This is a genomic window from Pseudomonas eutrophicaquae (genome assembly GCF_023544715.1).
In the GTDB taxonomy this organism is placed as follows: Bacteria; Pseudomonadota; Gammaproteobacteria; order Pseudomonadales; family Pseudomonadaceae; genus Geopseudomonas.
The window spans coordinates 1-23,756 of record NZ_JAMJEZ010000018.1; the positions used below are offsets into that span (position 1 = coordinate 1).

General features: G+C 66.3%; 21 protein-coding genes, 1 tRNA gene and 2 pseudogenes. 16 read left to right on the forward strand and 8 right to left on the reverse strand.

Going from position 1 to position 23,756, the window contains the following annotated elements; genetic code table 11:
- From MXC11_RS09050 to MXC11_RS09090, 9 genes are all read left to right on the forward strand, one after another.
- Positions 1 to 231 (forward strand): aldehyde dehydrogenase family protein (locus MXC11_RS09050; protein ID WP_250009010.1); only part of this gene is annotated, 231 nt, incomplete at its 5' end.
- 319 nt (positions 232 to 550) lie between these two features.
- Positions 551 to 622 (forward strand): pyrroloquinoline quinone precursor peptide PqqA, encoded by a 72-nt coding sequence (pqqA, locus tag MXC11_RS09055; protein WP_003253598.1) that lies wholly within the window; start codon positions 551 to 553, stop codon positions 620 to 622.
- 48 nt (positions 623 to 670) lie between these two features.
- Positions 671 to 1,582: a pyrroloquinoline quinone biosynthesis protein PqqB gene (pqqB, locus tag MXC11_RS09060; RefSeq protein WP_250009017.1), complete on the forward strand. Its 912-nt coding sequence runs from the start codon at positions 671 to 673 to the stop codon at positions 1,580 to 1,582.
- Between the two features lie 84 nt (positions 1,583 to 1,666).
- On the forward strand, positions 1,667 to 2,419 hold the full coding sequence (pqqC, locus tag MXC11_RS09065; RefSeq protein ID WP_250009023.1) for a pyrroloquinoline-quinone synthase PqqC: 753 nt from the start codon (positions 1,667 to 1,669) through the stop codon (positions 2,417 to 2,419).
- 112 nt (positions 2,420 to 2,531) lie between these two features.
- A complete protein-coding gene (gene pqqD, locus MXC11_RS09070; RefSeq protein WP_250009030.1) occupies positions 2,532 to 2,810 on the forward strand; it encodes a pyrroloquinoline quinone biosynthesis peptide chaperone PqqD in 279 nt (92 codons plus the stop codon).
- On the forward strand, positions 2,734 to 3,936 hold the full coding sequence (pqqE, locus tag MXC11_RS09075; protein WP_462938115.1) for a pyrroloquinoline quinone biosynthesis protein PqqE: 1,203 nt from the start codon (positions 2,734 to 2,736) through the stop codon (positions 3,934 to 3,936). Before pqqD ends, pqqE begins: the two co-directional genes overlap by 77 nt.
- A gap of 148 nt (positions 3,937 to 4,084) precedes the next feature.
- A complete protein-coding gene (locus MXC11_RS09080) occupies positions 4,085 to 6,028 on the forward strand; it encodes an alpha/beta hydrolase family protein (RefSeq protein ID WP_250009047.1) in 1,944 nt (647 codons plus the stop codon).
- 88 nt (positions 6,029 to 6,116) lie between these two features.
- Positions 6,117 to 7,280: an alcohol dehydrogenase-like regulatory protein ErcA gene (gene ercA / locus MXC11_RS09085; protein WP_250009054.1), complete on the forward strand. Its 1,164-nt coding sequence runs from the start codon at positions 6,117 to 6,119 to the stop codon at positions 7,278 to 7,280.
- Positions 7,264 to 8,991, forward strand: a complete 1,728-nt coding sequence (locus MXC11_RS09090) for a PAS domain-containing hybrid sensor histidine kinase/response regulator (protein WP_250009060.1) — start codon at positions 7,264 to 7,266, stop codon at positions 8,989 to 8,991. Before ercA ends, MXC11_RS09090 begins: the two co-directional genes overlap by 17 nt.
- 238 nt (positions 8,992 to 9,229) lie before the next feature.
- Here MXC11_RS09090 and MXC11_RS09100 read toward each other — a convergent pair whose 3' ends face one another.
- The 6 genes and pseudogenes from MXC11_RS09100 to MXC11_RS09120 all read right to left on the reverse strand — a co-directional run bounded on the left by MXC11_RS09100 (position 9,230) and on the right by MXC11_RS09120 (position 13,756).
- Positions 9,230 to 10,153, reverse strand: coding sequence for an FAD:protein FMN transferase (locus MXC11_RS09100; RefSeq protein ID WP_250009067.1), 924 nt, complete (start codon positions 10,151 to 10,153; stop codon positions 9,230 to 9,232).
- The gene (locus MXC11_RS09105; RefSeq protein ID WP_250009074.1) at positions 10,137 to 12,329 is read right to left on the reverse strand and encodes a PepSY domain-containing protein; all 2,193 of its coding nucleotides are present in this window, start codon (positions 12,327 to 12,329) and stop codon (positions 10,137 to 10,139) included. Before MXC11_RS09105 ends, MXC11_RS09100 begins: the two co-directional genes overlap by 17 nt.
- A gap of 16 nt (positions 12,330 to 12,345) precedes the next feature.
- Positions 12,346 to 12,816, reverse strand: coding sequence for a DUF2271 domain-containing protein (locus tag MXC11_RS09110; RefSeq protein WP_250009080.1), 471 nt, complete (start codon positions 12,814 to 12,816; stop codon positions 12,346 to 12,348).
- Positions 12,817 to 13,099: 283 nt separating this feature from the next.
- Positions 13,100 to 13,272, reverse strand: a pseudogene (locus tag MXC11_RS09115) (HU family DNA-binding protein); the annotation flags it as partial.
- Positions 13,260 to 13,415 carry a WCX domain-containing protein gene (locus MXC11_RS12265; RefSeq protein ID WP_462938116.1) on the reverse strand — a complete coding sequence of 52 codons (156 nt, stop codon included), beginning with the start codon at positions 13,413 to 13,415 and terminating at the stop codon, positions 13,260 to 13,262. The gene MXC11_RS12265 and the pseudogene MXC11_RS09115, both read right to left, overlap by 13 nt.
- Before the next feature lie 251 nt (positions 13,416 to 13,666).
- Positions 13,667 to 13,756: transfer RNA gene (locus MXC11_RS09120), tRNA-Ser, on the reverse strand.
- A 160-nt stretch (positions 13,757 to 13,916) separates the two neighbouring features.
- Here MXC11_RS09120 and earP point away from each other — a divergent pair.
- From earP to MXC11_RS09150, 6 genes and pseudogenes are all read left to right on the forward strand, one after another.
- A complete protein-coding gene (gene earP / locus MXC11_RS09125; RefSeq protein ID WP_250009087.1) occupies positions 13,917 to 15,050 on the forward strand; it encodes an elongation factor P maturation arginine rhamnosyltransferase EarP in 1,134 nt (377 codons plus the stop codon).
- Positions 15,051 to 15,088: 38 nt separating this feature from the next.
- Positions 15,089 to 15,655 carry an elongation factor P gene (efp, locus tag MXC11_RS09130; protein ID WP_250009094.1) on the forward strand — a complete coding sequence of 189 codons (567 nt, stop codon included), beginning with the start codon at positions 15,089 to 15,091 and terminating at the stop codon, positions 15,653 to 15,655.
- 80 nt (positions 15,656 to 15,735) lie between these two features.
- The gene (locus MXC11_RS09135; RefSeq protein ID WP_250009101.1) at positions 15,736 to 16,482 is read left to right on the forward strand and encodes a spermidine synthase; all 747 of its coding nucleotides are present in this window, start codon (positions 15,736 to 15,738) and stop codon (positions 16,480 to 16,482) included.
- Between the two features lie 254 nt (positions 16,483 to 16,736).
- Positions 16,737 to 18,454 (forward strand): annotated as a pseudogene (locus MXC11_RS09140) (DEAD/DEAH box helicase).
- Between the two features lie 458 nt (positions 18,455 to 18,912).
- Positions 18,913 to 19,278, forward strand: coding sequence for a hypothetical protein (locus MXC11_RS09145; RefSeq protein WP_250009107.1), 366 nt, complete (start codon positions 18,913 to 18,915; stop codon positions 19,276 to 19,278).
- The gene (locus MXC11_RS09150) at positions 19,275 to 19,745 is read left to right on the forward strand and encodes a sel1 repeat family protein (RefSeq protein ID WP_250009114.1); all 471 of its coding nucleotides are present in this window, start codon (positions 19,275 to 19,277) and stop codon (positions 19,743 to 19,745) included. Before MXC11_RS09145 ends, MXC11_RS09150 begins: the two co-directional genes overlap by 4 nt.
- Before the next feature lie 56 nt (positions 19,746 to 19,801).
- Here the strand turns inward: MXC11_RS09150 and MXC11_RS09155 are convergent, their stop codons facing one another.
- Complete coding sequence (locus MXC11_RS09155; protein ID WP_250009121.1) at positions 19,802 to 21,886, reverse strand: carboxy terminal-processing peptidase; 2,085 nt, start codon at positions 21,884 to 21,886, stop codon at positions 19,802 to 19,804.
- A gap of 176 nt (positions 21,887 to 22,062) precedes the next feature.
- Here MXC11_RS09155 and MXC11_RS09160 point away from each other — a divergent pair, with 176 nt between their 5' ends.
- On the forward strand, positions 22,063 to 23,037 hold the full coding sequence (locus tag MXC11_RS09160; RefSeq protein ID WP_250009129.1) for an NAD(P)H-quinone oxidoreductase: 975 nt from the start codon (positions 22,063 to 22,065) through the stop codon (positions 23,035 to 23,037).
- Between the two features lie 56 nt (positions 23,038 to 23,093).
- On the opposite strand, the gene MXC11_RS09165 is transcribed toward MXC11_RS09160, so the two are convergent.
- Positions 23,094 to 23,747, reverse strand: a complete 654-nt coding sequence (locus MXC11_RS09165) for an HAD family hydrolase (protein WP_250009136.1) — start codon at positions 23,745 to 23,747, stop codon at positions 23,094 to 23,096.
- Between the last annotated feature and the right edge of the window lie 9 nt (positions 23,748 to 23,756).

The window sequence follows — 23,756 nt, forward strand, 5'->3', positions numbered from 1 at the left end:
GGCGCCGGCGTGTGGACCCGCGACATCAATCGCGCCTACCGCATGGGGCGCGGCATCAAGGCTGGCCGCGTGTGGACCAACTGCTACCACCTGTACCCGGCGCACGCGGCGTTCGGTGGCTACAAGAAGTCTGGCGTCGGCCGTGAGACCCACAAGATGATGCTCGACCACTACCAGCAGACCAAGAATCTCTTGATCAGCTACGACATCAATCCGCTGGGCTTCTTCTGAGCGGTATCTCTGGTGGGTGCACCCTCTGTGGTGCACCTCGCTCTGCAATGCCCTTTCCCCTCAGGGCGCTGTGTGTCGCGGACTCTCCACAGTTCACGGCAACCTTTAACGCGGCTTCGGCCGCGTTTTTTTCGTCCGCTGGCTGGCGATACCGCTGGGCGTGAACTGCATGGCTGGGCTTGGCCATGCTGGGCTTGTGTCTGGCAGGGCTACCAAGGACAGCCAAAACTCCTTCCAAAGTACCATTTGGCTGATCGGCGTTCGGGCGCATAACTGTCTTGCCGGAATTCACCGGTTTTAACAACAAGAGGACTGCGCCATGTGGACCAAGCCCGCCTTCACCGATCTGCGTATTGGCTTTGAAGTGACCATGTACTTCGCTAACCGTTGATCCACGCAGCCCCGGCCTAGCCGGGGCTTCCCGTTCGGGGACGCCCCCATGCATATCCGTATTCTTGGTTCCGCCGCTGGTGGCGGTTTCCCCCAGTGGAATTGCAACTGCCGCAACTGCCAAGGTCTGCGTGCCGGTACTTTGCGTGCCAGCGCGCGTACCCAGTCGTCCATCGCCTTGTCTGACGACGGGGTCAACTGGATCATTTGCAACGCATCGCCCGACATCCGCGCGCAGATCGAGTCCTTCCCGGCTCTGCAGCCGGCCCGTGCGGTACGCGACACCGCGATCCGCGCGCTGATCCTGCTGGACAGCCAGATCGACCACACCACCGGCCTGCTCACTCTGCGTGAGGGCTGCCCGCACGAGGTGTGGTGCAGCGAGATGGTCCACCAGGATCTGACCAGCGGCTTCCCGCTGTTCAATATGCTCAGCCACTGGCACGGCGGCCTGAACTGGCGGCGCATCGAGCTGGACCGTGGCTTCACTGTTGCCGCCTGCCCGGCGCTACGTTTTACGCCGATCCCGCTGCGCAGTGCAGCCCCGCCGTACTCGCCGCACCGCAACGATCCGCATCCGGGCGACAACCTCGGCCTGCTGATCGAGGACACCGTCACCGGTGGCACGCTGTTTTACGCTCCGGGCCTCGGCCAGGTGAGCGACGCGCTGCTGGAATGGATGGATCGTGCCGACTGCCTGCTGGTCGACGGCACCCTGTGGCGCGACGACGAGATGATCCACGCCGGCTGCGGCAGCAAGCTGGGCAGCGAGATGGGCCACCTGCCGCAGAGCGGCGCGGGCGGCATGCTCGAAGTGCTCGAACGCCTGCCCGAACCGCGCAAGGTACTCATCCACATCAACAACACCAACCCGATACTCGACGAGGACTCGCCCGAGCGTGCCGAGCTGGACGCCCGCGGCATCGAGGTCGCCTGGGATGGCATGAGCATCGTGCTGTAAGGCGGATCGTAGGGTGGGTTTCAACTTGCCAGCGCCAGCAGAACAACAACGAGCCGCGCTGTCGCGGCCACCCGAGGAGCCGTGATGACCCAGACTGCCATGAGCCCCGCCGAATTCGAGCAGGCGCTGCGCGCCAAGGGCGCCTACTACCATATCCACCACCCGTTCCACGTCGCCATGTACGAAGGCCGCGCCACGCGCGAGCAGATCCAGGGCTGGGTGGCCAACCGCTTCTACTACCAGGTGTGCATCCCGGTGAAGGACGCGGCGATCATGGCCAACTGCCCGGACCGCGACACCCGCCGGGAGTGGATCCAGCGCATCGTCGACCACGACGGCGCACCAGGGGATCCGGGCGGCATCGAAGCCTGGCTGCGTCTGGGCGAGGCGGTCGGTCTGGATCGCGCGCAGCTGCTGTCCCAGGAGCTGGTGCTGCCTGGCGTGCGCTTCGCGGTGGATGCCTACGTCAACTTCGCCCGCCGCGCGTCCTGGCAGGAAGCGGCGAGCAGCTCGCTGACCGAGCTGTTCGCCCCGCACATCCACCAGTCGCGCCTGGACGCCTGGCCGGCGCACTACCCGTGGATCGACCCGACCGGCTACGACTACTTCCGCAAGCGCCTCAAGGAGGCGCGCCGCGACGTCGAGCACGGCCTGCGCATCACCCTGGCGCACTACACCACCAGGCAGGCCCAGCAGCGCATGCTGGAGATCCTGCAGTTCAAGCTCGACGTGCTGTGGAGCATGCTCGACGCCATGAGCATGGCCTACGAGCTGGAGCGCCCGCCGTACCACACGGTCACCGCCGAGCGGGTCTGGCACCGGGGTATCGCCCTGTAAGTGCCGGTGGGCCGGCTTGCGTAGGGTGGAAAACGACCGCAGGTCTTTTCCACCGTGATGGACAGTGGTGGGCAAGCGCGGCGTGCGTTTCCCGCCCTACGGAGAATGATCAATGAGCGATGACATTCAGCTCAAGATTCCGGTGCTGCGCCGCGGCTTCCGCTTCCAGTGGGAGCCGGTGCAGGACTGCCATGTGCTGCTCTATCCCGAGGGCATGATCAAGCTCAACGGCAGCGCCGGGGCGATCCTCGTCGAGGTCGACGGGGTGCGCAGCGTCGCCGCCATCGCCGCCGACCTGCAGGCGCGCTTCCCTGATGCCGAGGGCATCGCCGAGGACATCCTGGCTTTCCTGGAGGTGGCGCGTGAGCGTTTCTGGATCGAGTTTCGCTAAGCCGGAGCACGTGCCCGGCCCGCCGCTGTGGCTGCTGGCCGAGCTGACCTACCGCTGCCCGCTGCAGTGCCCGTACTGCTCCAATCCGCTGGACTTCGCCCGGCACCAGGAGGAACTGACCACCGCACAGTGGATCGAGGTGTTCCGCCAGGCCCGCGAGCTGGGTGCCGCCCAGCTGGGCTTTTCCGGCGGCGAGCCGCTGGTGCGCCAGGATCTCGCCGAGCTGATTCGTGCGGCGCGCGAGCTGGGCTACTACACCAACCTGATCACCTCGGGCATCGGCCTGACCGAGGCGCGCATCGCCGAGTTCGCCGAGGCCGGCCTCGACCATATCCAGATCAGCTTCCAGGCTGCCGACGAGGAGGTGAACAACCTGCTGGCCGGATCAAAGAAGGCCTTCGCCCACAAGCTGGAGATGGCCCGTGCGGTGAAGCAGCACGGCTACCCGATGGTGCTCAACTTCGTCACCCACCGGCACAACATCGACAATATCGAGCAGATCATCCGCCTGTGCCTGGAGCTGGAGGCCGACTTCGTCGAATTGGCCACCTGCCAGTTCTACGGCTGGGCCGAGCTGAACCGCGCCGGGCTGTTGCCGACGAAAGCGCAGCTGGAGCGCGCCGAGCGCATTACCAACGAGTGGCGCGACCGGCTGGCCGCCGAAGGCCACCCGTGCAAGCTGATCTTCGTCACCCCCGACTACTACGAGGAGCGTCCCAAGGCGTGCATGAACGGTTGGGGCAGCCTGTTCCTCGACATCACCCCGGACGGCACCGCGCTGCCCTGCCACAGCGCCAGAAGCCTGCCGGTACAGTTCCCCAAGGTCACCGAGCACAGCCTGAAGCACATCTGGTACGACTCCTTCGGCTTCAACCGCTACCGCGGCGACGACTGGATGCCCGAGCCGTGCCGCTCCTGCGACGAGAAGGAGCGCGACTTCGGCGGCTGCCGCTGCCAGGCGTTTCTGCTCACCGGCGACGCCGACAACGCCGACCCGGTGTGCAGCAAATCGGCGCATCACGGCCTGATCCTCGACGCCCGTCGCGAGGCCGAGGAGGCGCCGTGGAGTCTGGAGCAACTGACCCAGCGCAACGTCCGCGCTTCGCAGATCATCTGCAAGGGCTGAGGGCGGGCAGATGAGTCGTGCCAAGGGGCTGATTGTTCCCATGCCCCCGCGAGGGAGCGCCGCCGTTCCGGCGTCCTGTGGGCATTCGAATCCCTCCGCTCCGGCTTGCGAACCTGGGCCCCGGCGACCGGCCGAGGCTGCCGAGCCGTTGCCCTGCGGCGACTGGCCGAGCGCCTGGACGGCAGCGCGGGCCGCCGCGGCCAGCCGCGACTTCGCCGAGCTGCGCGCCGGCCTCGGTGGCCTGCTGTGGCTGCAGTTCGACCCCAACGAAGCGGCCTGCAGCCTGTGGCGGTGGCGCGCCGGCCGGGCGCGGCGGCTGACCCCGGCGGGCTTCTCGGTGCGCAGTCGCGTCTACGAGTACGGCGGCGGCGCCTTCTGCGTGACCGACGTCGGCGTGGCGCTGGTCGGCGAGGCCGACCAGCAGCTCTACCACCTGCCGCTGACCGAGAGCGACGCGCCGGGCACCCTGCGCGCGCTGAGCGCCGATCCCGACGGCCGCTATGGCGGCTTGCATTTCGCCCCTGCCTGGCGGGCGGTGCTGGCGGTTGAGGAGCGCCGCGAGGGCGGGGCGGTGGTGCACCGGCTGGTGGCCCTGGCGCTGGAGGATGGGGCTCGGCGGGTGCTGGCCGAGGGCGCCGACTTCTACGCCGCGCCCAGGCTGTCCGCCGATGGGTGCAGTCTGGCGTGGATCGAGTGGGATCGCCCCGAACTGCCGTGGACCGCGACCCGGCTGTGCCGGGCGCAGGTGGCGGTCGATGGCTCGCTCGGCCTGTGCGAGGTGCTGGCCGGCGGCGCGGGCGAGGAGTCGCTGCAGCAACCGATCTTCACTGACGATGGCCGGCTGACCTGTCTGAGCGATCGCGACGGCTGGTGGCAACCGTGGGCGGAACAGGATGGGCAATGGCGCCCGGTTTCTTCGGGGGAAAACGATACAACCCTGTTCACCACAGGCATCGCTGCTTGGAGTGCCCCTCGTCCCATAGCATCGGCTGACCATGCCCCGGCCCCCTGGCAATTGGGCACCGTCAGCCACCTGCCGCTGCCTGGCGGCGGCTGGCTGCTGGCGCGCCTGGAGGAGGGCTGGTGCCTGCTGATCGAGCGCGACGCGGCCGGCCGCGAGCGGCGTCTGGCACCGGAGTTCTCGCGCTTCCGCCAGCTCGCCGCCGACGCGCGGTACTTCTACTGCATCGCCGCAGCGCCGGAGCGGCTGCCGGCGCTGCTGGCCATCGCCCGCGACTCGGGGGCGGTCGAGATCCTCGCCGGCGGCGAGCGGCCGCTGGCCGAGGCCGAACTGTCGCGTCCGCAGTCGATCCGCTTCGCCACGGGGGACGGCGAGAGCGCTCAGGCCTTCTTCTACCCGCCACGCAACGCCGCCTACGCCGTGCCGGCCGGCGAGCGGCCACCGCTGGTGCTATTCCTCCACGGCGGGCCGACCTCGGCCTGCTATTCGGTATTCGATCCGCGCATCCAGTTCTGGACCCAGCGCGGCTTTGCCGTCGCTGATCTCAACTACCGTGGCTCCAGCGGCTTTGGTCGCGCCTGCCGGCTGCGTCTGCAGGGGGCCTGGGGCGACATCGAGGTGGCGGACGCCGTGGCGCTGGTGCGACACCTCGGCGCGCAGGGGCTGATCGACCCGGCGCGCGTCTTCATCCGCGGCGCCAGCGCCGGCGGCTACACCGCGCTGTGTGCGCTGGCCTTCCACGACGTTTTTCGCGGCGGCGCCAGCCTGTACGGGGTCAGCGACCCGCTGAGCCTGCGCCGCGCCACCCATAAGTTCGAAGGTGACTACCTGGACTGGCTGATCGGCGACCCCGTGCGCGATGCCGAACGCTACCGGTCCCGCACGCCGCTCGCGCACGCCGGGCGCATCGGCGCGCCGCTGATCTTCTTCCAGGGCGGGCTGGACGCCGTGGTGATGCCGCAGCAGACCGAGGCGATGGTCGCCGCACTGCAGGACAACGGCGTTGCGGTCGAGTACCGCCTGTACCCGGAGGAGCGCCATGGTTTCCGGCAAGCGACCAATCTGACCGACGCCCTGCAGCGCGAATGGCGATTCTACTGTCGCCTGCTGGCGGGCTGGGGCGGTGCCTGAACGCCGACCGATTGCAATGGTCGAGCAATCCAGTAGGCTGTGGCCCCGTACACATTTCATAATAAAAACGACGTTCGCCAGGTTTCCCATGTCGCAGGCCATCACCCCGCTCCGCAAGTTCGTCAGTCCGGAAATCATCTTCGGTGCTGGTTCCCGCCATTCGGTCGGCAACTATGCCGCGACTTTCGGTGCGCGCCGGGTGCTGGTGGTGTCCGATCCGGGCGTGGTGGAGGCCGGCTGGACAGGTGACGTGCTGGCCAGCCTCGACCTGCAAGGCATCCCTCACGTGCTGTTCACCGCGGTGTCGCCCAACCCGCGAGTCGAGGAGGTGATGGCCGGCGCCGAGCTGTACCGTGCCAGCGCCTGCGATGTGATCGTTGCGGTGGGAGGCGGCAGTCCGATGGACTGCGCCAAGGCCATTGGCATCGTCGCCGTCCACGGGCGTAGCATCCTCGAATTTGAGGGCGTCGATACCATCCGCATGCCTAGCCCGCCGCTGATCCTGATTCCCACCACCGCCGGCACCTCGGCGGACGTCTCACAGTTCGTGATCATCTCCAACCAGACCGAGCGGATGAAGTTCTCCATAGTCAGCAAGGCGGTTGTGCCGGATGTGTCGCTGATCGACCCGGAAACTACGCTGAGCATGGATCCGTTCCTCTCCGCCTGTACCGGCATCGATGCACTGGTACATGCCATCGAGGCCTTCGTTTCCACCGGTAGCGGGCCGCTCACAGATCCTCACGCACTGGAGGCGATCCGGCTGATTGGCGGCAATCTGGTGGCGATGATCGCCAATCCGCAGGACATTACCCTGCGTGAGCAGATCATGCTCGGCAGCATGCAGGCCGGCTTGGCGTTCTCCAACGCGATTCTCGGCGCGGTGCACGCGATGAGCCACAGCCTCGGTGGTTTCCTCGACCTGCCTCACGGTCTGTGTAACGCGGTGCTGGTCGAGCATGTAGTGGCGTTTAACTTCGATGCTGCGCCCGAGCGCTTTCGTCGGGTCGCCGAGGCCTTGGGCATCGACTGCCGTGGTCTGACTCCGCCGCAGGTGCGCGCGCGGCTGGTCGAGCACTTGATCGCCTTCAAGCAAGCGGTCGGTTTCGAAGACAGCCTGCGCCGTCATGGCGTCGGCAGTGCTGACATCCCCTTCCTGTCCCGACATGCCATGCGCGATCCATGCATCCTGACCAACCCGCGGCAGTCAACTCAGCGCGATGTTGAGGTGGTGTATGGCGAAGCCCTCTGAAGACAAGATGCGGCCCAATGTGGCTGATCTGCTTGGGTTGGGGAGTCATTCGGCGCGCAAGAGCTATTACCCCGAACTGGCTGCGCGTCTCGATGAACTGGAGCGCGAGCGTAACCGCTACAAGTGGCTGTTCGAACATGCGGTACATGGCATTTTTCAGGCTGGCCTGCAGGACGGCATCCGCGCAGCCAATCCAGCGCTGGCGCACATGCTCGGCTACGACGATCCGCAGGAAGTGTTATGGCCGCAGCATGATCCTGCTGAGCACCTATTCGCCGGCGGCGCTGCTGAACTAGCACAGATTAGCGTGGTGCTGCGCGAGAGTAAGGGGCTGTTCGGCTATGAAACGAGGTTGCGCCGCCGGGATGGCAGCTACATCGACGTGGTGATGAACCTGCTGCTCAAGCCCGATGCTGAGGGGGTGGTCGAAGGCTTCGTCGCTGACATCACAGAGCGCAAGCAGGCTCAGCTGCGCCAGCAGCAGCTCAACATCGAGCTGGAGCAGCGCGTTGCTGCACGTACTGCTGACCTGCTCGAGGCCAATCGCCACCTACAGCATGAGATTCGTGAGCGCGAGCGCATTCAGTGCGAGCTACGTGAGGCACGCGATGCTGCCGAGGCGGCTAATCAGAGTAAGGACAAGTACCTGGCTGCTGCCAGCCACGACTTGCTGCAGCCACTCAACGCTGCGCGCCTGCTAATCGCAACTCTGCGCGAGCGCGCTCTGCCGGCCAGCGAGGCAAACTTGGTGGAGCGCACCCACCAAGCCTTGGAGGGCGCTGAAGACCTGCTCGCCGACCTGCTCGACATTGCACGTCTGGACAGTCAGGCGATCCGTCCGGACCTTGCGGTATATCGTCTCGATGAGCTGCTGGCACCGTTGGCCTCGGAGTTCCAGCCAGTGGCGGAAGCTGCGGGCCTCCAGCTGTGCGTGCGTATCCCGCGCCTCGCGGTGAACACCGACTTTCGCCTGCTCACCCGCATCCTGCGTAACTTCCTCAGTAATGCCTGCCGCTACACCGGCGAGGGCCGCGTGCTGCTCGGCTGCCGGCGCCGTGGCACGCGCCTACTGGTTGAGGTATGGGACACTGGGCGCGGTATTCCAGCTGACAAGCTGGAGGAGATTTTCCTTGAATTTAACCAGCTCGATGGCAGCCGCCGCGGCGAGCGCAAGGGTGTCGGCCTAGGGCTGGCCATTGTCGAGCGCATTGCGAGAATGCTCGACTATCCGATCCGCGTGCACTCACAGCCGGGGCGCGGATCGGTGTTCAGCATCGAAGTGCCGCTGGCGGAATATAGTGTGGCGCAACCTGCCGCTGCCCCCGTCGAGCGTCCCGGCGATCCGCTGCCAGGACGCCGCGTGCTGGTGGTTGATAACGAGCCGGACATCCAGGCGAGCATGCAGGCGTTGCTTGCCCAGTGGGGCTGCGAGGTGCGCGTGGCTGGCAGTTTGGATGAGGCGCGCGGGCGGTTGCAGGGGTGGCAAGCCGAGTTGTTACTGGTCGACTATCACCTCGATGCTGGAGCCAACGGTTGTGATCTAATCCATGCTTTGCGCGCGGAGCACGACAGCACGCTGCCCGCAGTGATCATCTCCGCTGAGCGCAGTGAGCAGTACCGTCGGCGCTTGCACGAGCGCGGTATTCCCCTGCTCAACAAGCCAGTTAAACCGGGCAAACTGCGAGCGGTGCTCAGCCAGTTCCTCGGCTAGAGCGGACGGCAGCAAAAGGTGCTCGATCTCTGGCGAGCGCATCTGAGTACGGACCATGTACGGGATTTGAACACAGCGATCCATACCACTAGAGCGCGGACGGTGGGTGGTTTTTCCCTGCCGCAGTCAGATGATCAGCTTCTTGCATATGTGGCGCGCTGCCGATTCCCCTCCATGGGGGGATTACCCGCACGCGGGATCGTGAGCGGCGCCCATCTGCACAGGCAGAGACGCTAGATCAGATCCCCACCGTGACCTCGCGAATCTGCTCCCCGTCGCGCAGCAGGAACACCGCGCCCAGGCCCTGCTCGCGGGCCAGGCGGGTACCTTGTTCGACACCCAGCACCATCAGCGCAGTGGCCCAGGCGTCGGCGTACAGGCAGCTTGCGGCGAGTACGGTGACCGAGGCGATGCCGTTGTGCAGCGGTGCGCCGCTGTGCGGGTCGAGGGTATGCGAGTAGCGCTGGCCATCGCGCTCGCGCCAGTGGCGGTAGTCACCGGAGGTGGCGATGGCAGTGTCGGCCAGCTCCAGCGCGGCAAACGGCTCGCGGCGGCCGTACTCGGGCCTCTCCATGGCGACCCGCCAGGCACCGTCGGGCTTCTCGCCGCGGGCGCGCAGCTCGCCGTCGATGCCTACCAGATAGCGCTGGATGCCGTGGCGTTCCAGGCAGCGGCCCAGTTCGTCGACGCCGAAGCCCTTGGCGATGGCGTTGAAGTCGAGGCTGACCGCGGCCTGCTTGCGCAGCGCGCGGCGCTCGGGGTCGAGGGTCAGCGCAGCAGCGGCCGTGCAGCGCGGCGCTTCGCAAGCCCCCACCGGCGCCGGGCCGAAGCCCCAAGCGCTGACCTGGGCGCCGAGGGCGATGTCGAAGGCGCCGTGCGACAGGCGGCCGACGTGCAGGGCGGCGAGCAGCACCTGGTACAGCGGGTCCGGCAGGGCGAACCATTCGCCGAGCGGCGCGCGGTTCAGGCGCATCAGGGTGGAATCCGGATTCCAGGTCGACATCTGTCCATCGACCCGGTCCACCGCCGCCTGCAGCTCGGCCTGGATCGGCCGGGTGTCGAGCCCGGCGGTGGCGTAGAACACCGCGCTGAAGCGGCTACCCATGGTCGGCCCGCTGAGGCTGTAGCGCTGCAGCGGTTCGCACTCAGTAAACGTCTTCACGGAAGCGCCCCTGTGCCTTGAGTTGATCGAGGTTGCTACCCATTTCCGCCAGCAGGCTTTCCAGCACGGCGCGCACGCCGGCGGCCATCTCCCGCGAGCCGCACACCAGCACCTGGGCGCCCTGTTGCAGCAGCGCGCGCACGCTGGCGCCATCCTCGCGCAGGCGGTCTTGCACGTAGGCCGGCGTCGGCCCCTGGGAGTAGGCCCGCTGCAGGTGCTGCAGGCGGCCGTCCGCCAGGCACTGCGCGAGCTCCTCGGCATACAGCGGATCGCTGGCGTGGCGACCGCCCCAGTACAGCTGGATGGGCCGGCGGGACTCATTCTTGCGCACGAAGCCGATCAGCGGTGCCACGCCCACACCGGCACCGATCAGCAGCACCGGCTGCGCGCCGGTTTGCGGGCGGAAGTCCGCATGCGCCTGGATGCTCGCCTCGAGCGTGGCACCCGGCTGCAGCGCATGCAGGTAGCTGGAGCAGAGCCCCTGTGGATGCAGGCGCACGCAGATCTCCACGAAGCCATCGTCGGTGGCGCTGGCGATGGAGTACAGGCGCGGCGCGCTGTCTTCCTGCGCGGTATCGACCGGCGGACGGATGGCCAGCAGGTCGCCGGGGGCGAAGTCGCTGCTGCCGGGCGCCACGGCGAAGCGCAGCACCGCCGCCGGCTGGCCACCGCGCTCGCTGTAGAGCTGGCGTTGTTGCAGGGTCAGGCGCACGGCGCTGCTCGGCAGCCGCGCCGACTGCAGGCGCAGCGGGACGCCGAAGCGTTCGCCGAGCTGGCCGGCCCAAGCGTTCAGCTCGCCGCTGGCCTGGCGGTCGATGCGCTGCAGCAGCAGTAGCAGCGGGCAGCCGCATTGCTGCAGAGCCTGCTCGAGCGCTTCGGCATAGGCGCAGAAGCGCGGGAACTGGCGATCGCCGAAGCCCAGCACGGCCACCGGCAGGCCGCGCCCGGCCCAGCGCACCGCGGCCAGACGCTCGAGGAACTGGCTGGCATTATCTGGCGCCTGGCCGTCGCCGTAGGTGGCGGCAAGCAGCAGCAGGCAGCGTGCCTGCGGGTAGTCGTCCTGCACGGCGTTCATCGCGGCCAGGTGCACCGGCCAGCCGGCGCCTTGCAGCTGTGTCTGCAGCTGGCGGGCGTAGGCCCAGGTCGAGCCGCCTTGGCTGCCGACCAAGATCACCGCCCGGGCTTGTTCAGCCGCCACGCCCTGATCCGGCGCTGCAGCGCGGCGGCGCCGCTGCCACCAGCCGAGCAGGCCGCTGCCGCCGAGGAACAGCGTGGACAGCACCAGGCCGACCAGCGCCATGGACCACAGCGGCATGCCCTCACCGGTGTGCAGGGCGTAGGCGGTCTCGTAGAGGTTCTGCGCCGCGCCGTTGCGCTGGAAGCTGATCCACTGGCCGCTGACGGCGTTGACGAAGCCGCTGCCGCTGTCGGTGCGCAGGCTGAAATAGTGGATGTCGTCGGCGGCGCTGGGGAATTTCAGCTCGCGCAGCTCGGCCAGATCGATCTGGCGCAGCGCGGCGAGGCTGCCGATCGGCAGGTGCGTGGCAGCCTGGACGTCTTCCGGCCAGGCCGGCTGGTCGTCGGAGCCATCGCCGAGCAGACCGAGGCTGGTGGCCGACAGGTACAGGCCACTGAGGGCCAGCACGGCCAGACCCGGCAGCGCCCAGCGGGCGACCACGCTGTGCCAGTGCAGGCTCCCCTGGCCGGCGCGGATCGGTGTCAGCAGGCGCCGCCAGCCACCCAGCCGGCGGGCCAGCAGGACGGCGCCGCTGAGCGACAGCAGCGCCAGGGCCAGTGCCGAAAGGCCACTCAGCCAGCGGCCGGTGGAGCCGAGCAGCAGTTCGCGGTGCAGGTCGCGCAGCCATTCGAGGCTGGCTGAGGGGGCGTAGGGGCCGAGGTCCGCGCCGGTCGCCGGGTCGACCACGTGGAGCGGCTCCTCGACATCGCCGCCGAGGGTGGCGAGCAGGGTGCCGTTGGCGCTGCGCTCCAGCCGCTCGACGTTCGGCAGGTGCTGGCTGATGCGCTCAGTGACTACCGCCACGCTGTCGCCGGGGGCGTGCAGCTGGCCGAACTGCTCGCTCAGGCTGGCGCCCGCAAGCAACAGGCCGGTGGCGGCGGAAACCAGCAGCAGGGCGCTCAGCGCCAGGCTGAGCAGCAGGTGCAGGCGACGGTTCATGGCGGGCCTCGCGGGGTCAGAAACGGTAGCTGGCGCGATCGACGTAGCCGCTGCCTGCGGCTGCGCCCGGCTCGCGGGTCAGCGGCAGGATCACCTCGGCGCGGTTGTCGCGCTTGTCTTCGACCGCGCTATCGATGCGGATCTGGTAGCCGGCATCGAGCAGGGCTGGCTCCAGTTCGACCTCTACGGTCAGGTTCTTACCGCTGCCGACGCTGGCGCCGGTGAGGCCGTCGTACTCGGCGCGCTGTGCACCGCCGCCACGGCTCCAGTCGCGCAGGTGGCGGTAGTACTTGGCCTTCTTGCCGGCGACCCACAGTGTCTTTTGGTACTGGCCGTCGGCATCGGTCAGGTAGATGGCCAGGTAGGCGCCCTCGCCGCGGTATTCCTTGAGGGTGACGTCGAGGGTCAGCGGTTGCGGCTGGGCCTGAGCCAGCAGCGGTGCGGCGCTGACGCCGGCCAGGGCCAGGGTGGCGAGTGTCTTGTGCATGGGGCGGGCTCCTGCGGATGCGATGGAGTCACGGTAGACGGGGCGGCTGAATTTAGCCTGAAGAACGACGCTGGCCGGCTTAAGGATGCCTTAAGCAGGATGAGCGCGGCGCCTGTGGGCAGGCGCGGGATGGTACGGCAAGGATGGCTGGCGGGGCGATGCAGGGAAGCGCGGGCAGGAACGGTGTTGGAAGAAGCACAGCGCTGGCCGCGGGTTGCCCGGCGGCCAGCGGATACTTTAGTTAACGTGGATGCACGATCGGCATGGGTGTTCCTTCCTGGAGTCAGTTCACGGCGTCCTTCAGGGCTTTGCCCGGCTTGAAACCCGGCACCTTGGCAGCGGCGATGTGCACCGGCGCACCAGCGCACCGGTCTGCGGGTTGCGGCCCTCACGGGCGGCACGCTGTTTCACCTCGAATCCGCCCGCTTCGTGGGCAACAAGGATCACTGGTAAACCGCCAGCCCAGCCTCTAGCTGTCGCATCAGCGCCTCCCGCAAGGCCAGCGGCTCACGCACTGCAATCGAGCCAGCCTGTGACAACATCCACCAACGCAGCTGCCAGGAGTCCTGAACGGTCGCGGTCAGCCGGTGACCGTCCATTAGTATCTATCGTCTGTCGACGGTGACGGCCCGTACCGGGTTTGGCCGTGCCTGGATCGCTGAGCGCCTGGATGCCGGGCGCTAGTGGCCTGACGGCTGCGGTAGGTCGTGTTCCAGCCCCGCCCTGTGCGGGGCTTTTTCTTGCCCGGCCAATCGGCGAGGGTGGCTGTGCCAAGGTATACACCCAGGTGTACCCTGGCTAACTCCAGAAACGCGAAAGCCCCGGAATCCGGGGCTTTCAGCTTACAATATGGCGGTGAGAGAGGGATTCGAACCCTCGATACGATTTCTCGTATACACACTTTCCAGGCGTGCTCCTTCAACCGCTCGGACACCTCACCATATTTTGACCGCTAGGTCAGTGCCTTGCGACGGCGCGTAATATAGGCGCCCTGCAGGGTGAATGCAAAGCCTTTTTTCAGTTTTTTCAGGTACCTGCAGTACACAGTGCCGCCTGAGCCGGGTGCTAGACTGCGCCTCCCTTGGGCGAGGAGTGCTGGCATGGCGCAGTGGGATATCTTTTGCTGTGTGGTCGATAACTACGGTGATATCGGCGTGACCTGGCGCCTGGCCCGGCAGCTGGCTGGCGAGCATGGTCAGCAGGTGCGTCTTTGGGTGGATGATCCTCAGGCCTTTGCCCGGCTGTGTCCGCACGCCGTGCCGGGGGCCGCTCGCCAGTGGCAGAGTGGGGTGGAGGTCTGCCACTGGGTGCTGCCTTGGGAGGCCGTCGAGCCCGCCGATGTGGTTATCGAGGCCTTTGCCTGTGAGTTGCCGCTGGCCTACCGTCAGGCCATGGCGCAGCGAGGGCGTCCACCTCTGTGGCTCAATCTTGAGTACCTCAGTGCCGAGTCCTGGGTCGAGGGCTGCCATGCCTTGCCCTCTTTACAGGCCGATGGGCTGCGCAAGTACTTCTGGTTCCCAGGCTTTACCCCGGCTACCGGGGGCCTGCTGCGCGAGGGTGAGCTGTTGGCGCAGCGTAGCGTCTGGCAGGGTGAAGACGCGCACCGGCAAGCATTTCTGGCGACGCTGGGGGTGGAGTGGCAGGGGGAGCGGCTGATCTCGCTGTTTGCCTATGAGCAGCCGCAGCTGGGTGTCTGGCTGGATCTGCTGGCCGCAGGCATGCCGACGCTATTGCTGGTACCCGAAGGGCGTGTGCTGGGCGATGTCGAGCGCTGGTGCCGGCAGACGCTGATCGGCGGGCAGTCTGTGCATCGTGGTGCGCTGCGTGTGCAGCGGCTGCCCTTTGTCAGTCAGGAGGATTACGACCGCCTGCTCTGGAGCTGCGATCTCAACGCGGTGCGTGGTGAGGACTCCTTTGTGCGTGCCCAGTGGGCTGGGCGGCCCTTTCTCTGGCACATCTATGCTCAGGACGAAGGCGCGCACCTGCTCAAGCTCGAGGCTTTCCTGGCGCATTATCTGGCCGGGGCAGCGGAGGCAATCGCGGCACCGCTGCGCACCCTGTGGCATGCCTGGAATGCGGCCGCCACTCCCGATGAGCTGGCGCAGGCCTGGCAGCAGCTTGAGCGGCATCTGCCATCGTGGCAGGCGCACGCCAGCACCTGGTGTACACAGCTGGCCGCTCAGACGGATCTGGCGACAGGTCTGGTGCAGTTTCATGCAGGTTGGCTAGAATAGCGCCCCTCTCTGTTTCCTCACTTTCAACGGAAGTACGCATGAAAACCGCTCAAGAGTTCCGCGCCGGTCAAGTTGCCATGATCAACGGCGAGCCGTGGGTCATCCAGAAGGCCGAGTTCAACAAGTCCGGCCGCAACGCTGCTGTGGTCAAGATGAAGCTGAAGAACCTGCTCAACGGCCAGGCGACCGAGACTGTCTACAAGGCCGACGACAAGTTCGAGCCGGTGATTCTCGAGCGCAAGGAAGTGACCTACTCCTACTTCGCCGACCCGCTGTATGTGTTCGTTGACAGCGACTACAACCAGTACGAAGTCGAGAAAGACGATCTGGGCGACACCCTGAACTTCATCGAAGACGGCATGCAGGACGTCTGCGAAGCGGTGTTCTACAACGAGCGCGTGATTTCCATCGAGCTGCCGACCACCATCGTCCGCCAGATCTCCTACACCGAGCCGGCTGTACGTGGCGACACCTCTGGCAAGGTCATGAAGACCGCCAAGCTGAACAACGGCTATGAACTGAAAGTGGCTGAGTTCTGCGATATCGGCGACCACATCGAGATCGATACCCGCACCGGCGAGTACAAGTCCCGCGCCAAGGTCTGATCCTGGCGTGTGTGCACGAGAGCCCGGCCTGCGCCGGGCTTTTGCATTTTTAGCGGCGCCCGGCGGGGCGGGGGGCGAAGGTGAGCGAATACCGACTACTGGCCGAAGAGCAGGATGCCTACGGGGTCATGCGCGTGGTCGAGGCAGGCGATTACCGGTTCCTCGAGTTTGGTGATGAGGTCGAGCAGAGCTGCTGCTTTGTGGCTGATCCGTGCTGGCTGGAGTACGACTACACGCGCGCCATGCTGCTGGGGGCGCTGCTGCCCGAGCGCTGCGAGCGGGCGCTGTTTCTGGGGCTGGGCGGCGGCAGTCTGACCAATGCCTGCCTGCAGTATCTGCCGCTGCGCGCCGCGCAGGCGGTCGAGCTGCGGGCCGGGGTGGTGGATCTCGCGCGCCGCTTTATGGGTTTGACCCAGGATCCGCGCCTGAGCGTCCACATCGGTGACGCCGCACAGCATCTTGAGCAGTGCGCACCGGCTGATGTGATCTTTCTGGATCTCTACACCGATCAGGGGCCGGCCGCCTTGCACCTGGCCTGTGATTTTTTGCGCCAGTGCCGCGCGAAGCTGCGTCCTGGCGGCTGGCTGGTGATCAACCAGTGGAGTACCGCCGCCGGTCAGCCTCTGGGCGCGCCCCTGTTGCGGGGGCTGTTCGGCCATGAATACCTGCAATGCCCGCTGGCCGAGGGGAACGTGGTGCTCTATGTGCCGGCTGCAGATGAGCCGGTGGCTTGCCGGTCGGCTGTGGAGCAGCGCGCCAAGGCGTTGCAAGCGCGTCTGGGCTACCCCCTGGAAGCGCTTCTGGCGCGCTGGCAGACCGCCCGCTAGACGCAGAACAGCGCTCTGTTTCGAGCCTGCTACGGAAAAACACGCGACTGGGCACGGTTTTTGCGGTAGAATGCGCGCCGGTCATCCAATGACCCCTTCCCGTCCCCGCCGCGTTGCTCACCCCGATCCGTGTGCTTGAGCGTCAGGCAGGCACGGACGAACCATCCCCTTTCACGCGATTTCGCAAATCCCCGACGACCAGGCTGCCAGGGTGATCCTCCCGGATCGTGCTTTTGGCTGGCGCAGCGCTGGCCATGGGTCTTTGCGGATGTACATGAGGCAAATACCCATGACCCAGACCCTCGCGGGCGGCTTCGCCGCGCTCGAACTGCACCCGGCTGTCCTGACCGCTATCGCGGCGGTGGGCTACGAAGAGCCGTCGCCCATTCAATCCCAGTCGATTCCGGTGATTCTGGCCGGTCACGACATGATCGGTCAGGCCCAGACCGGTACCGGCAAGACCGCCGCCTTCGCGTTGCCGCTGTTGTCGCGCCTGGATCCGGCGCGCCGTGAGCCGCAGATCCTGATCCTGACCCCGACCCGCGAACTGGCCCTGCAGGTGGCTGCGGCCTTCGAGCGCTACTCCTGCGAGATGGGCGGCGTAAAGGTGGTGGCGGTCTACGGCGGCGCGCCGATGGGGCCGCAGCTCAAGGCCCTGCGCCAGGGCGCGCAGATCATTGTCGCCACGCCAGGTCGCCTGTGCGATCACCTGCGCCGTGATGAAAAGCTGCTGGGCAGCGTGGCTCATCTGGTGCTGGACGAAGCGGACGAGATGCTCAAGCTCGGCTTCATGGAAGACATCGAGTTCATCTTCGAGGCGCTGCCCGAGTCCCGTCAGACCGTCCTGTTCTCGGCCACGCTGCCGGCCTCGATCCGCGCGATTGCCGAGCGCAACCTGAAGTCGCCCAAGCACGTCAAGATCGCTGCCAAGACCCAGACGGTCGAGCGTATCGAGCAGGCTCACCTGATGGTGCATGCGGACCAGAAGCCGGTCTCGGTATTGCGTCTGCTGGAGGTCGAGCAGTTCGACGCCCTGATCGCCTTCGTGCGCACCAAGCAGGCGACCCTTGACATGGCGGAACTGCTCGAGCGGCACGGCTACCGGGCCAGCGCCCTGAACGGCGATATGCCTCAGGCGCAGCGCGAGCGGGTCATCGAGGCGCTGAAAGACGGTTCGCTGGACATCGTGGTGGCCACCGATGTGGCGGCCCGTGGTCTGGACGTACCGCGCATCACTCATGTACTGAACATCGACATGCCCTACGATCCGGAGTCCTACGTACACCGTATCGGGCGTACCGGACGTGCCGGGCGTACCGGCCGCGCCCTGCTGCTGGTCACGCCGCGCGAGCGGCGCATGCTGCAGGTCATCGAGCGGGTGACCGGGCAGAAGGTCGGCGAGATCCGTCTGCCAGACGCCGAAACCGTGCTGGAGGCGCGTCTGCAGCGTCTGGCCAACAGCCTGCGTCCGCTGCTGGAAGGTGCCGATGAGGCCCGTGGCAGCGTCTGCCGCGAGCTGTGCCAGCGTCTGGACTGCACGCCTGAGCTGCTGGCCGCGGCCCTGCTGGCGCGTCAGACCCAGGGGCAGGCACTGGATCTGGAGGGCGTGCGCCGTGAGCAGCCGCTGACGCCGGCGGCAGCCCGTGAGCGCAGTGAGCGCCCGGAGCGTGGTGAACGTACCGAGCGCTCCGGCGAGCCGCGCACCCGTCGCCCGCTCGAGCCGCTGACCGAGGGTCGTGTACGCTGCCGTACCGCGCTGGGCAAGCGCGATGGCGTAGCGGCCAAGAACCTGCTGGGGGCGATCATCAATGAGGGCCAGCTGGCCCGTGAAGCGATCGGTCGCATCCAGGTGCGTGAGACCTTCAGCCTGATCGAGCTGCCCGAAGAGGGGCTCGAGCGTCTGCTAGGTCGTCTCAAGGAGACCCGTGTAGCCGGCAAGGCCTTGCGCCTGCGTCGCTATCACGAAGACTGATCGACTGCCCCAACGCTCAAAGCGCCCCGACTGGTTCGGGGCGTTTTACGTTGTGCGTTCTGCTGCCAAGATTGCATTTTTGTGCAGGAGGATGACGGAGGGATGGCGATGTATGCAGGGTGGCCTTCAGCTTGTCACCGGGCTGTCAAGCGCGCTGGATTCACGCCGGTCGGACTCTCTAAATTTCTGATTTGTAAAGAGTTTTTCAGTTGTTCAAAAAATGCCCGATCTGTCTGCAGGCCACGTGATCCGTGGCTTGGCGAGGGTCTTCCAGATATTGTCTACAGGTTTATCCACAGCTTTCGTGGATAACGCCCGCCAGCCCTTGTCGGCCGTGGTTTGCAGGTCGATGGGGCCGCAAATCGTCCCGCTCGGGGTGCCGGTGTGGTGGCGCAGGTGGGTGAAAAGCCTGGGTAGGCATCGGGTGGTGGGCGGATGAAAAAGAGGAGAAACAGTGCATGCAACGCCGCATGACACCCCCGCAATGGCAGGGGCTGCTGAAAGCACTGGATGCGCTGCGCGAGCAGCGCCAGGTGATCACCTATCGAGCGCTTATCGAGCACCTGCAGCTGCCTGCCCCTGCGATGGCGACCCTGACCGCGGCGCTTGAGCAGCTGGCGGCGCATGATGCTCGTTGTGGCCAGCCGCTGCGCAGTGCGCTGGTGGTCAGTCAGGCGAATCCTGCCTTGCCGCGTCCCGGGTTCTTTGCCTGTGCCGTGCAGCTCGGCTGCTATGCTGGCCCGCTGGAAGGGTGCGAGGCGGCCGACTGGCATGCCCGTGAGCGCCAGCGCGTCTATGATCATCGCTTTGAGGAGGCGCCATGAACCTGCTGCGTGTCTACGCCCGCTGCCGTACCGAATTGGGTTATCGGCTGGCCCAGCAGCTGTTTCGTGTGAGTTGGTGCTTGCGTCAGCCGCGCCTATGGCGCTGGATGGAGGGACGTTTTGCCCGTCAGGCGGCAGCCGGTGATGCCCAGGCCCAGGCGTTCTATGGGCATATCCTGCTGTTTCGTGGTCAGGGGCTGGCAGCGCGGGAGGAGGGTGTGCGTCTGCTGCGCCTGGCCGCTGATGCCGGGCAAGCCGGCGCGGCTTACCAGCTGGGCATGCAGGCGTTGCAGGGCAATCTTCAGCAGGCGCCGGATGGGCCAGAAGCCTGCCGGCGGCTGGAGCAGGCCCTGAAGGCCGGACATCCCTTGGCGGCCTATCAGTTGGCCAGGCTGTTTCGTGAGGGTGCGCCGGGGCTGGCGGCCGATACCGATCTGGCAGCGGAGTACGCGCGGCAGGCGGGGTAGGCGAGGCGGGTACTGCCGGGCATGAGCCTCGGTAAGGCTCATGCCCGGCATGTCGATTACTGGCGAGCCAGCGCAGCGCGCAGGTTCAGGTAGTCGAGCAGGATGCGCCCGCTTTCAGTCAGGAAGGTGTCCTTGTCGGCGCTGATCTCTTTCGGCTCCTCTGCCGTGTTGTCTTCTTCCTGCTTGAGGGCCGTGAGCAGCGGCTCGCCCTTGGCGGCGCGGCGGGCATTTTCCAGCGCCAGCTGACGGGCTTCGATGCGCTGCTGCTGCTGGCGACGCTGTTGCTCATTGAGGCTGACGCGGGTTTCCTGCTGCAGGCTTTGCGTCAGCTGCAGGCTGTCGCGGACGAAGACAAAGTCCGGATCGTTGGCAGTGCGGGCCTCATGGCGGGCCTTGAGTTCAGCCAGGAACGGCGTGAAGGGGTTGCCGCGGGTGCGAATGGCCGGACGGATGCTATCCCAGGGCATTGCCGCAGGCAGCGCGCTTTCACCGATCTGCTTGAGGTCAAAGCGGGTCGGATAGCTGATATCCGGCAGCACGCCCTGATGCTGGGTGCTCTGCCCGGACACCCGGTAGAACTTGGCCATGGTCAGCTTGAGTTCACCATGATTGAGCGGTTGCACGCTCTGCACTGTCCCCTTGCCGAAGGTCTGACCGCCGATGATCAGCGCACGATGATAGTCCTGCATGGCGCCGGCAAAAATCTCTGAGGCGGAGGCCGATAGGCGGTTGACCAACACCGCCATGGGGCCAGCATAGACGACACCCTGGGCATCATCGGCCAGCACATCGACACGACCATCGCTGTTGCGCACCAGCACCGTCGGGCCGCGATCAATGAAAAGGCCCGTCAGCTCATTGGCCTCCTGCAGCGATCCACCTCCGTTGTTGCGCAGGTCGATGATCACGCCATCGACCTTCTCCTGGCGCAGCTCACCGAGCAGGCGACGCACATCGCGGGTGGTGCTTTTGTAGTCCGGATCGCCCTTGCGATAGGCCTTGAAGTCCAGATAAAAGGCCGGAATCTCGATCACGCCCAGGCGATAGTTCGCCCCTTCATGGGTGATCTCGATGACCGACTTCTTGGCGGCCTGCTCCTCGAGCTTCACCGCCTCACGGGTGATATCGACCACCTTGCTGGTCAGGTCATTAGGCGCGTTGCTGGCGGGAATCACCTCAAGGCGTACCGTGGTGCCCTTGGGACCGCGGATCAGCTTGACCACCTCGTCAAGGCGCCAGCCGATCACATCCACCATCTCCTGCTCGCCTTGGGCCACCCCGACGATGCGATCAGCCGGCGCCAGCAGCTTGCTCTTCTCGGCGGGACCAGCCGGGATCAGGCGGACAATCTTCACGTACTCATTGTCGTTTTGCAGGATCGCGCCGATGCCTTCCAGCGACAGGCTCATGTTGATGTCGAAGTTTTCCGCATTATCCGGCGAGAGGTAGGTGGTATGCGGGTCGTAGGTCTGGGTGAAGGCATTCAGGTAGGCCTGGAAGATGTCTTCACTGCGGGTCTGGGCAAGACGCTTGAGCTGGTTGCGGTAGCGCTTGACCAGCAATTCACGGATCGCCTCAGGCTCCTTGCCAGCAATTTTCAGGCGCAGCACCTCATCCTTGACCCGCTGGCGCCACAGGGTATCGAGCGCGGCGCGATCGGCAGCCCAGGGCGCCTTTTCCCGGTCGGTCTCCAGGGTGTCTTCGCTATTGAAATTCAGCTCGGCAAAGCGCTGCTCCAGAAGCTCCAGCGCAAAGCTCAGGCGCTCCTGCTGGCGCTCGAGCTGGCGCTTGTACAGGGCAAAACCAGGCTCGAGATTGCCCTCCTGCAGGAAGTCATCAAAGCGGTAGCGCCAGGCTTCAAACTCGGCGATGTCCTGAGCCGTGAAGTAGCTGCGCGCGGGGTCGAGCATCTTCAGGTAGTTGTCGAGAATCGCGGCGGAGCGCGCGTCATCCAGCGGTGGCTTGCTGTAGTGATGGCGCTTGAGCAGTTCGATGACATTCAGGCTGGCGATCACCTGGCTGCGTTCGGGATTCAGGCTCTCCCACGGCAGATCGCGGGCAGCGGTGGCGGCAGAAGACAGCAGGCTGGTGGTCAGGGCCAGCGCCAGGGCGAGTGCAGTGCGGGGAAGGAGAGGTTTCATCGGGATCAACGCGTCGGGAGTTCGCCTGTTAGGCTGCGGGAATGGCACCGGGTTCCCGTGGGGTGCGCCGTGGTCGGCCTGGAGGTGCTGACGGCGGACACTTTACGGGTCACAATCCGGGGCAGGGCGCCAGACAGGCTGGGCCGGTGCCGATGATTGGACAATATGGAGGTAGCGTGAACGCATTGCAAGGTATCGATGGTGAGCTGGAATGGACCCAGACCGCACGCCCAGCGTGCGATGTCGGGCAGATCCGCATCCAGGTGGCGGCTGCCGGTCTGAACCGTGCGGATCTGCTGCAGCGCAGCGGCCTTTACCCGCCGCCGCCCGGGGTCAGCGAGGTGCTGGGCCTTGAATGCGCGGGCGTGGTGACCGAGGCCGGGCCCGGCAGTCGCTGGCGGGTCGGTGATCGGGTCTGTGCCCTGCTGGCCGGTGGCGGCATGGCCGAGGAAGTGGTGGTGGATGCCCGCCATGCCCTGCCGATCCCCGAGGGGCTGTCGCTGCTGGAGGCGGCGGTGATTCCCGAAGTCTATGCCACCGCCTGGCTCAACCTGTTCCAGCTCGGCGCCCTGCAACCGGGTGAGAAGGTGCTGCTGCACGCCGGAGCCAGTGGTGTCGGCTCGGCGGCGATCCAGCTGTGCAAGGCCTTTGGCAGTCCCTGCTGGGTCAGCGTCGGCTCCCGTGAGCGCCTGGCCTACTGTGAGGCGCTGGGGGCGGAAGGCGGCGTGGTGCGCGGCGATGATCTGGAGGCGCTGCGGGATTTCGCCCCCTTTGATGTGATCCTCGATCCGGTCGGCGCCAGCTACGGCGAACTCAACCTCAAGGTGCTCGGTCAGGATGGCCGCTGGGTGATCATCGGCCTGATGGGCGGGCGCAAGGCGCAGCTGGATCTGGCGCTGCTGCTCGGCAAGCGCATCCAGATGATCGGCTCGACCCTGCGTAACCGCGATGCCGACTTCAAGGCGCGCCTGATGGCCGATCTTGAGCAGTTCGTCTGGCCGCTGTTTGCCGAGGGGCGTCTCAAGGCCCAGCTGGAGCGCCGCTATGCGGTGCGCGATGCCGAGGCGGCCTTCGAGGTGCTGGCCAGCAACGAGGTGCAGGGCAAGGTGGTGCTGGTGGTCGATGAGGCGCTGGCTGACAGCCAGGCCTGAGTCCGCAACCCCCTCAGGCGGCGGGCGCGTCCTTGGCAGCGCCCGCCGCTGCGGCTTTATTGCCAGTCGAGAATCGTCCAGCCGTGTTGTTTGGCGTGAGCACGCAGCCGCGCATCCGGATTGACCGCGCGCGGATGGGCGACGTGCGCAAGCAGCGGCAAATCGTTGCAGGAGTCGGAGTAGAAGTACGCGCCCTCCAGGGATTCGTCCTCGGCCTGCGCCCACGCCTTGAGGCAGACGATCTTGCCCTCGCGCGCGCAGGGTGTGCCGCTCAGCGCGCCGCTGTAGTGGCCATGCTGCACGGCCAGCGCCGTGCCCAGCACATCGGTGATTCGCAGCCGCTCGGCAATCGCCTCGACCAGAAAGGTCGGTGTGGCGGAAATCACCACAACCCGATCGCCCTGCTGACGATGCGTGGCGATAGCGCGCATCGCCGCCGAGTGGATCAGCGGCTCGATCACGTCCTCGACGAACGGCCCAGCGACATGCGCCACTTCCTCCGGCGTGCGGCCGATCAGCGGCTGCAGACCGAACTGCAGGTACCCCTCCAGGCTGACCTGCTGCTCGGCATACGCCGCGACCAGCGCCTGCTCGCGTGGGAGAAAGGAGTCACGGTCCACCCAGCCCAGATCCGCCAGATAGGCGCTCCAGAGGCTGGGGCTGTTACCGTCGATCAGGGTGTCATCAAGATCGAAAAGGGCAAGGGGCATGGGGTGTCC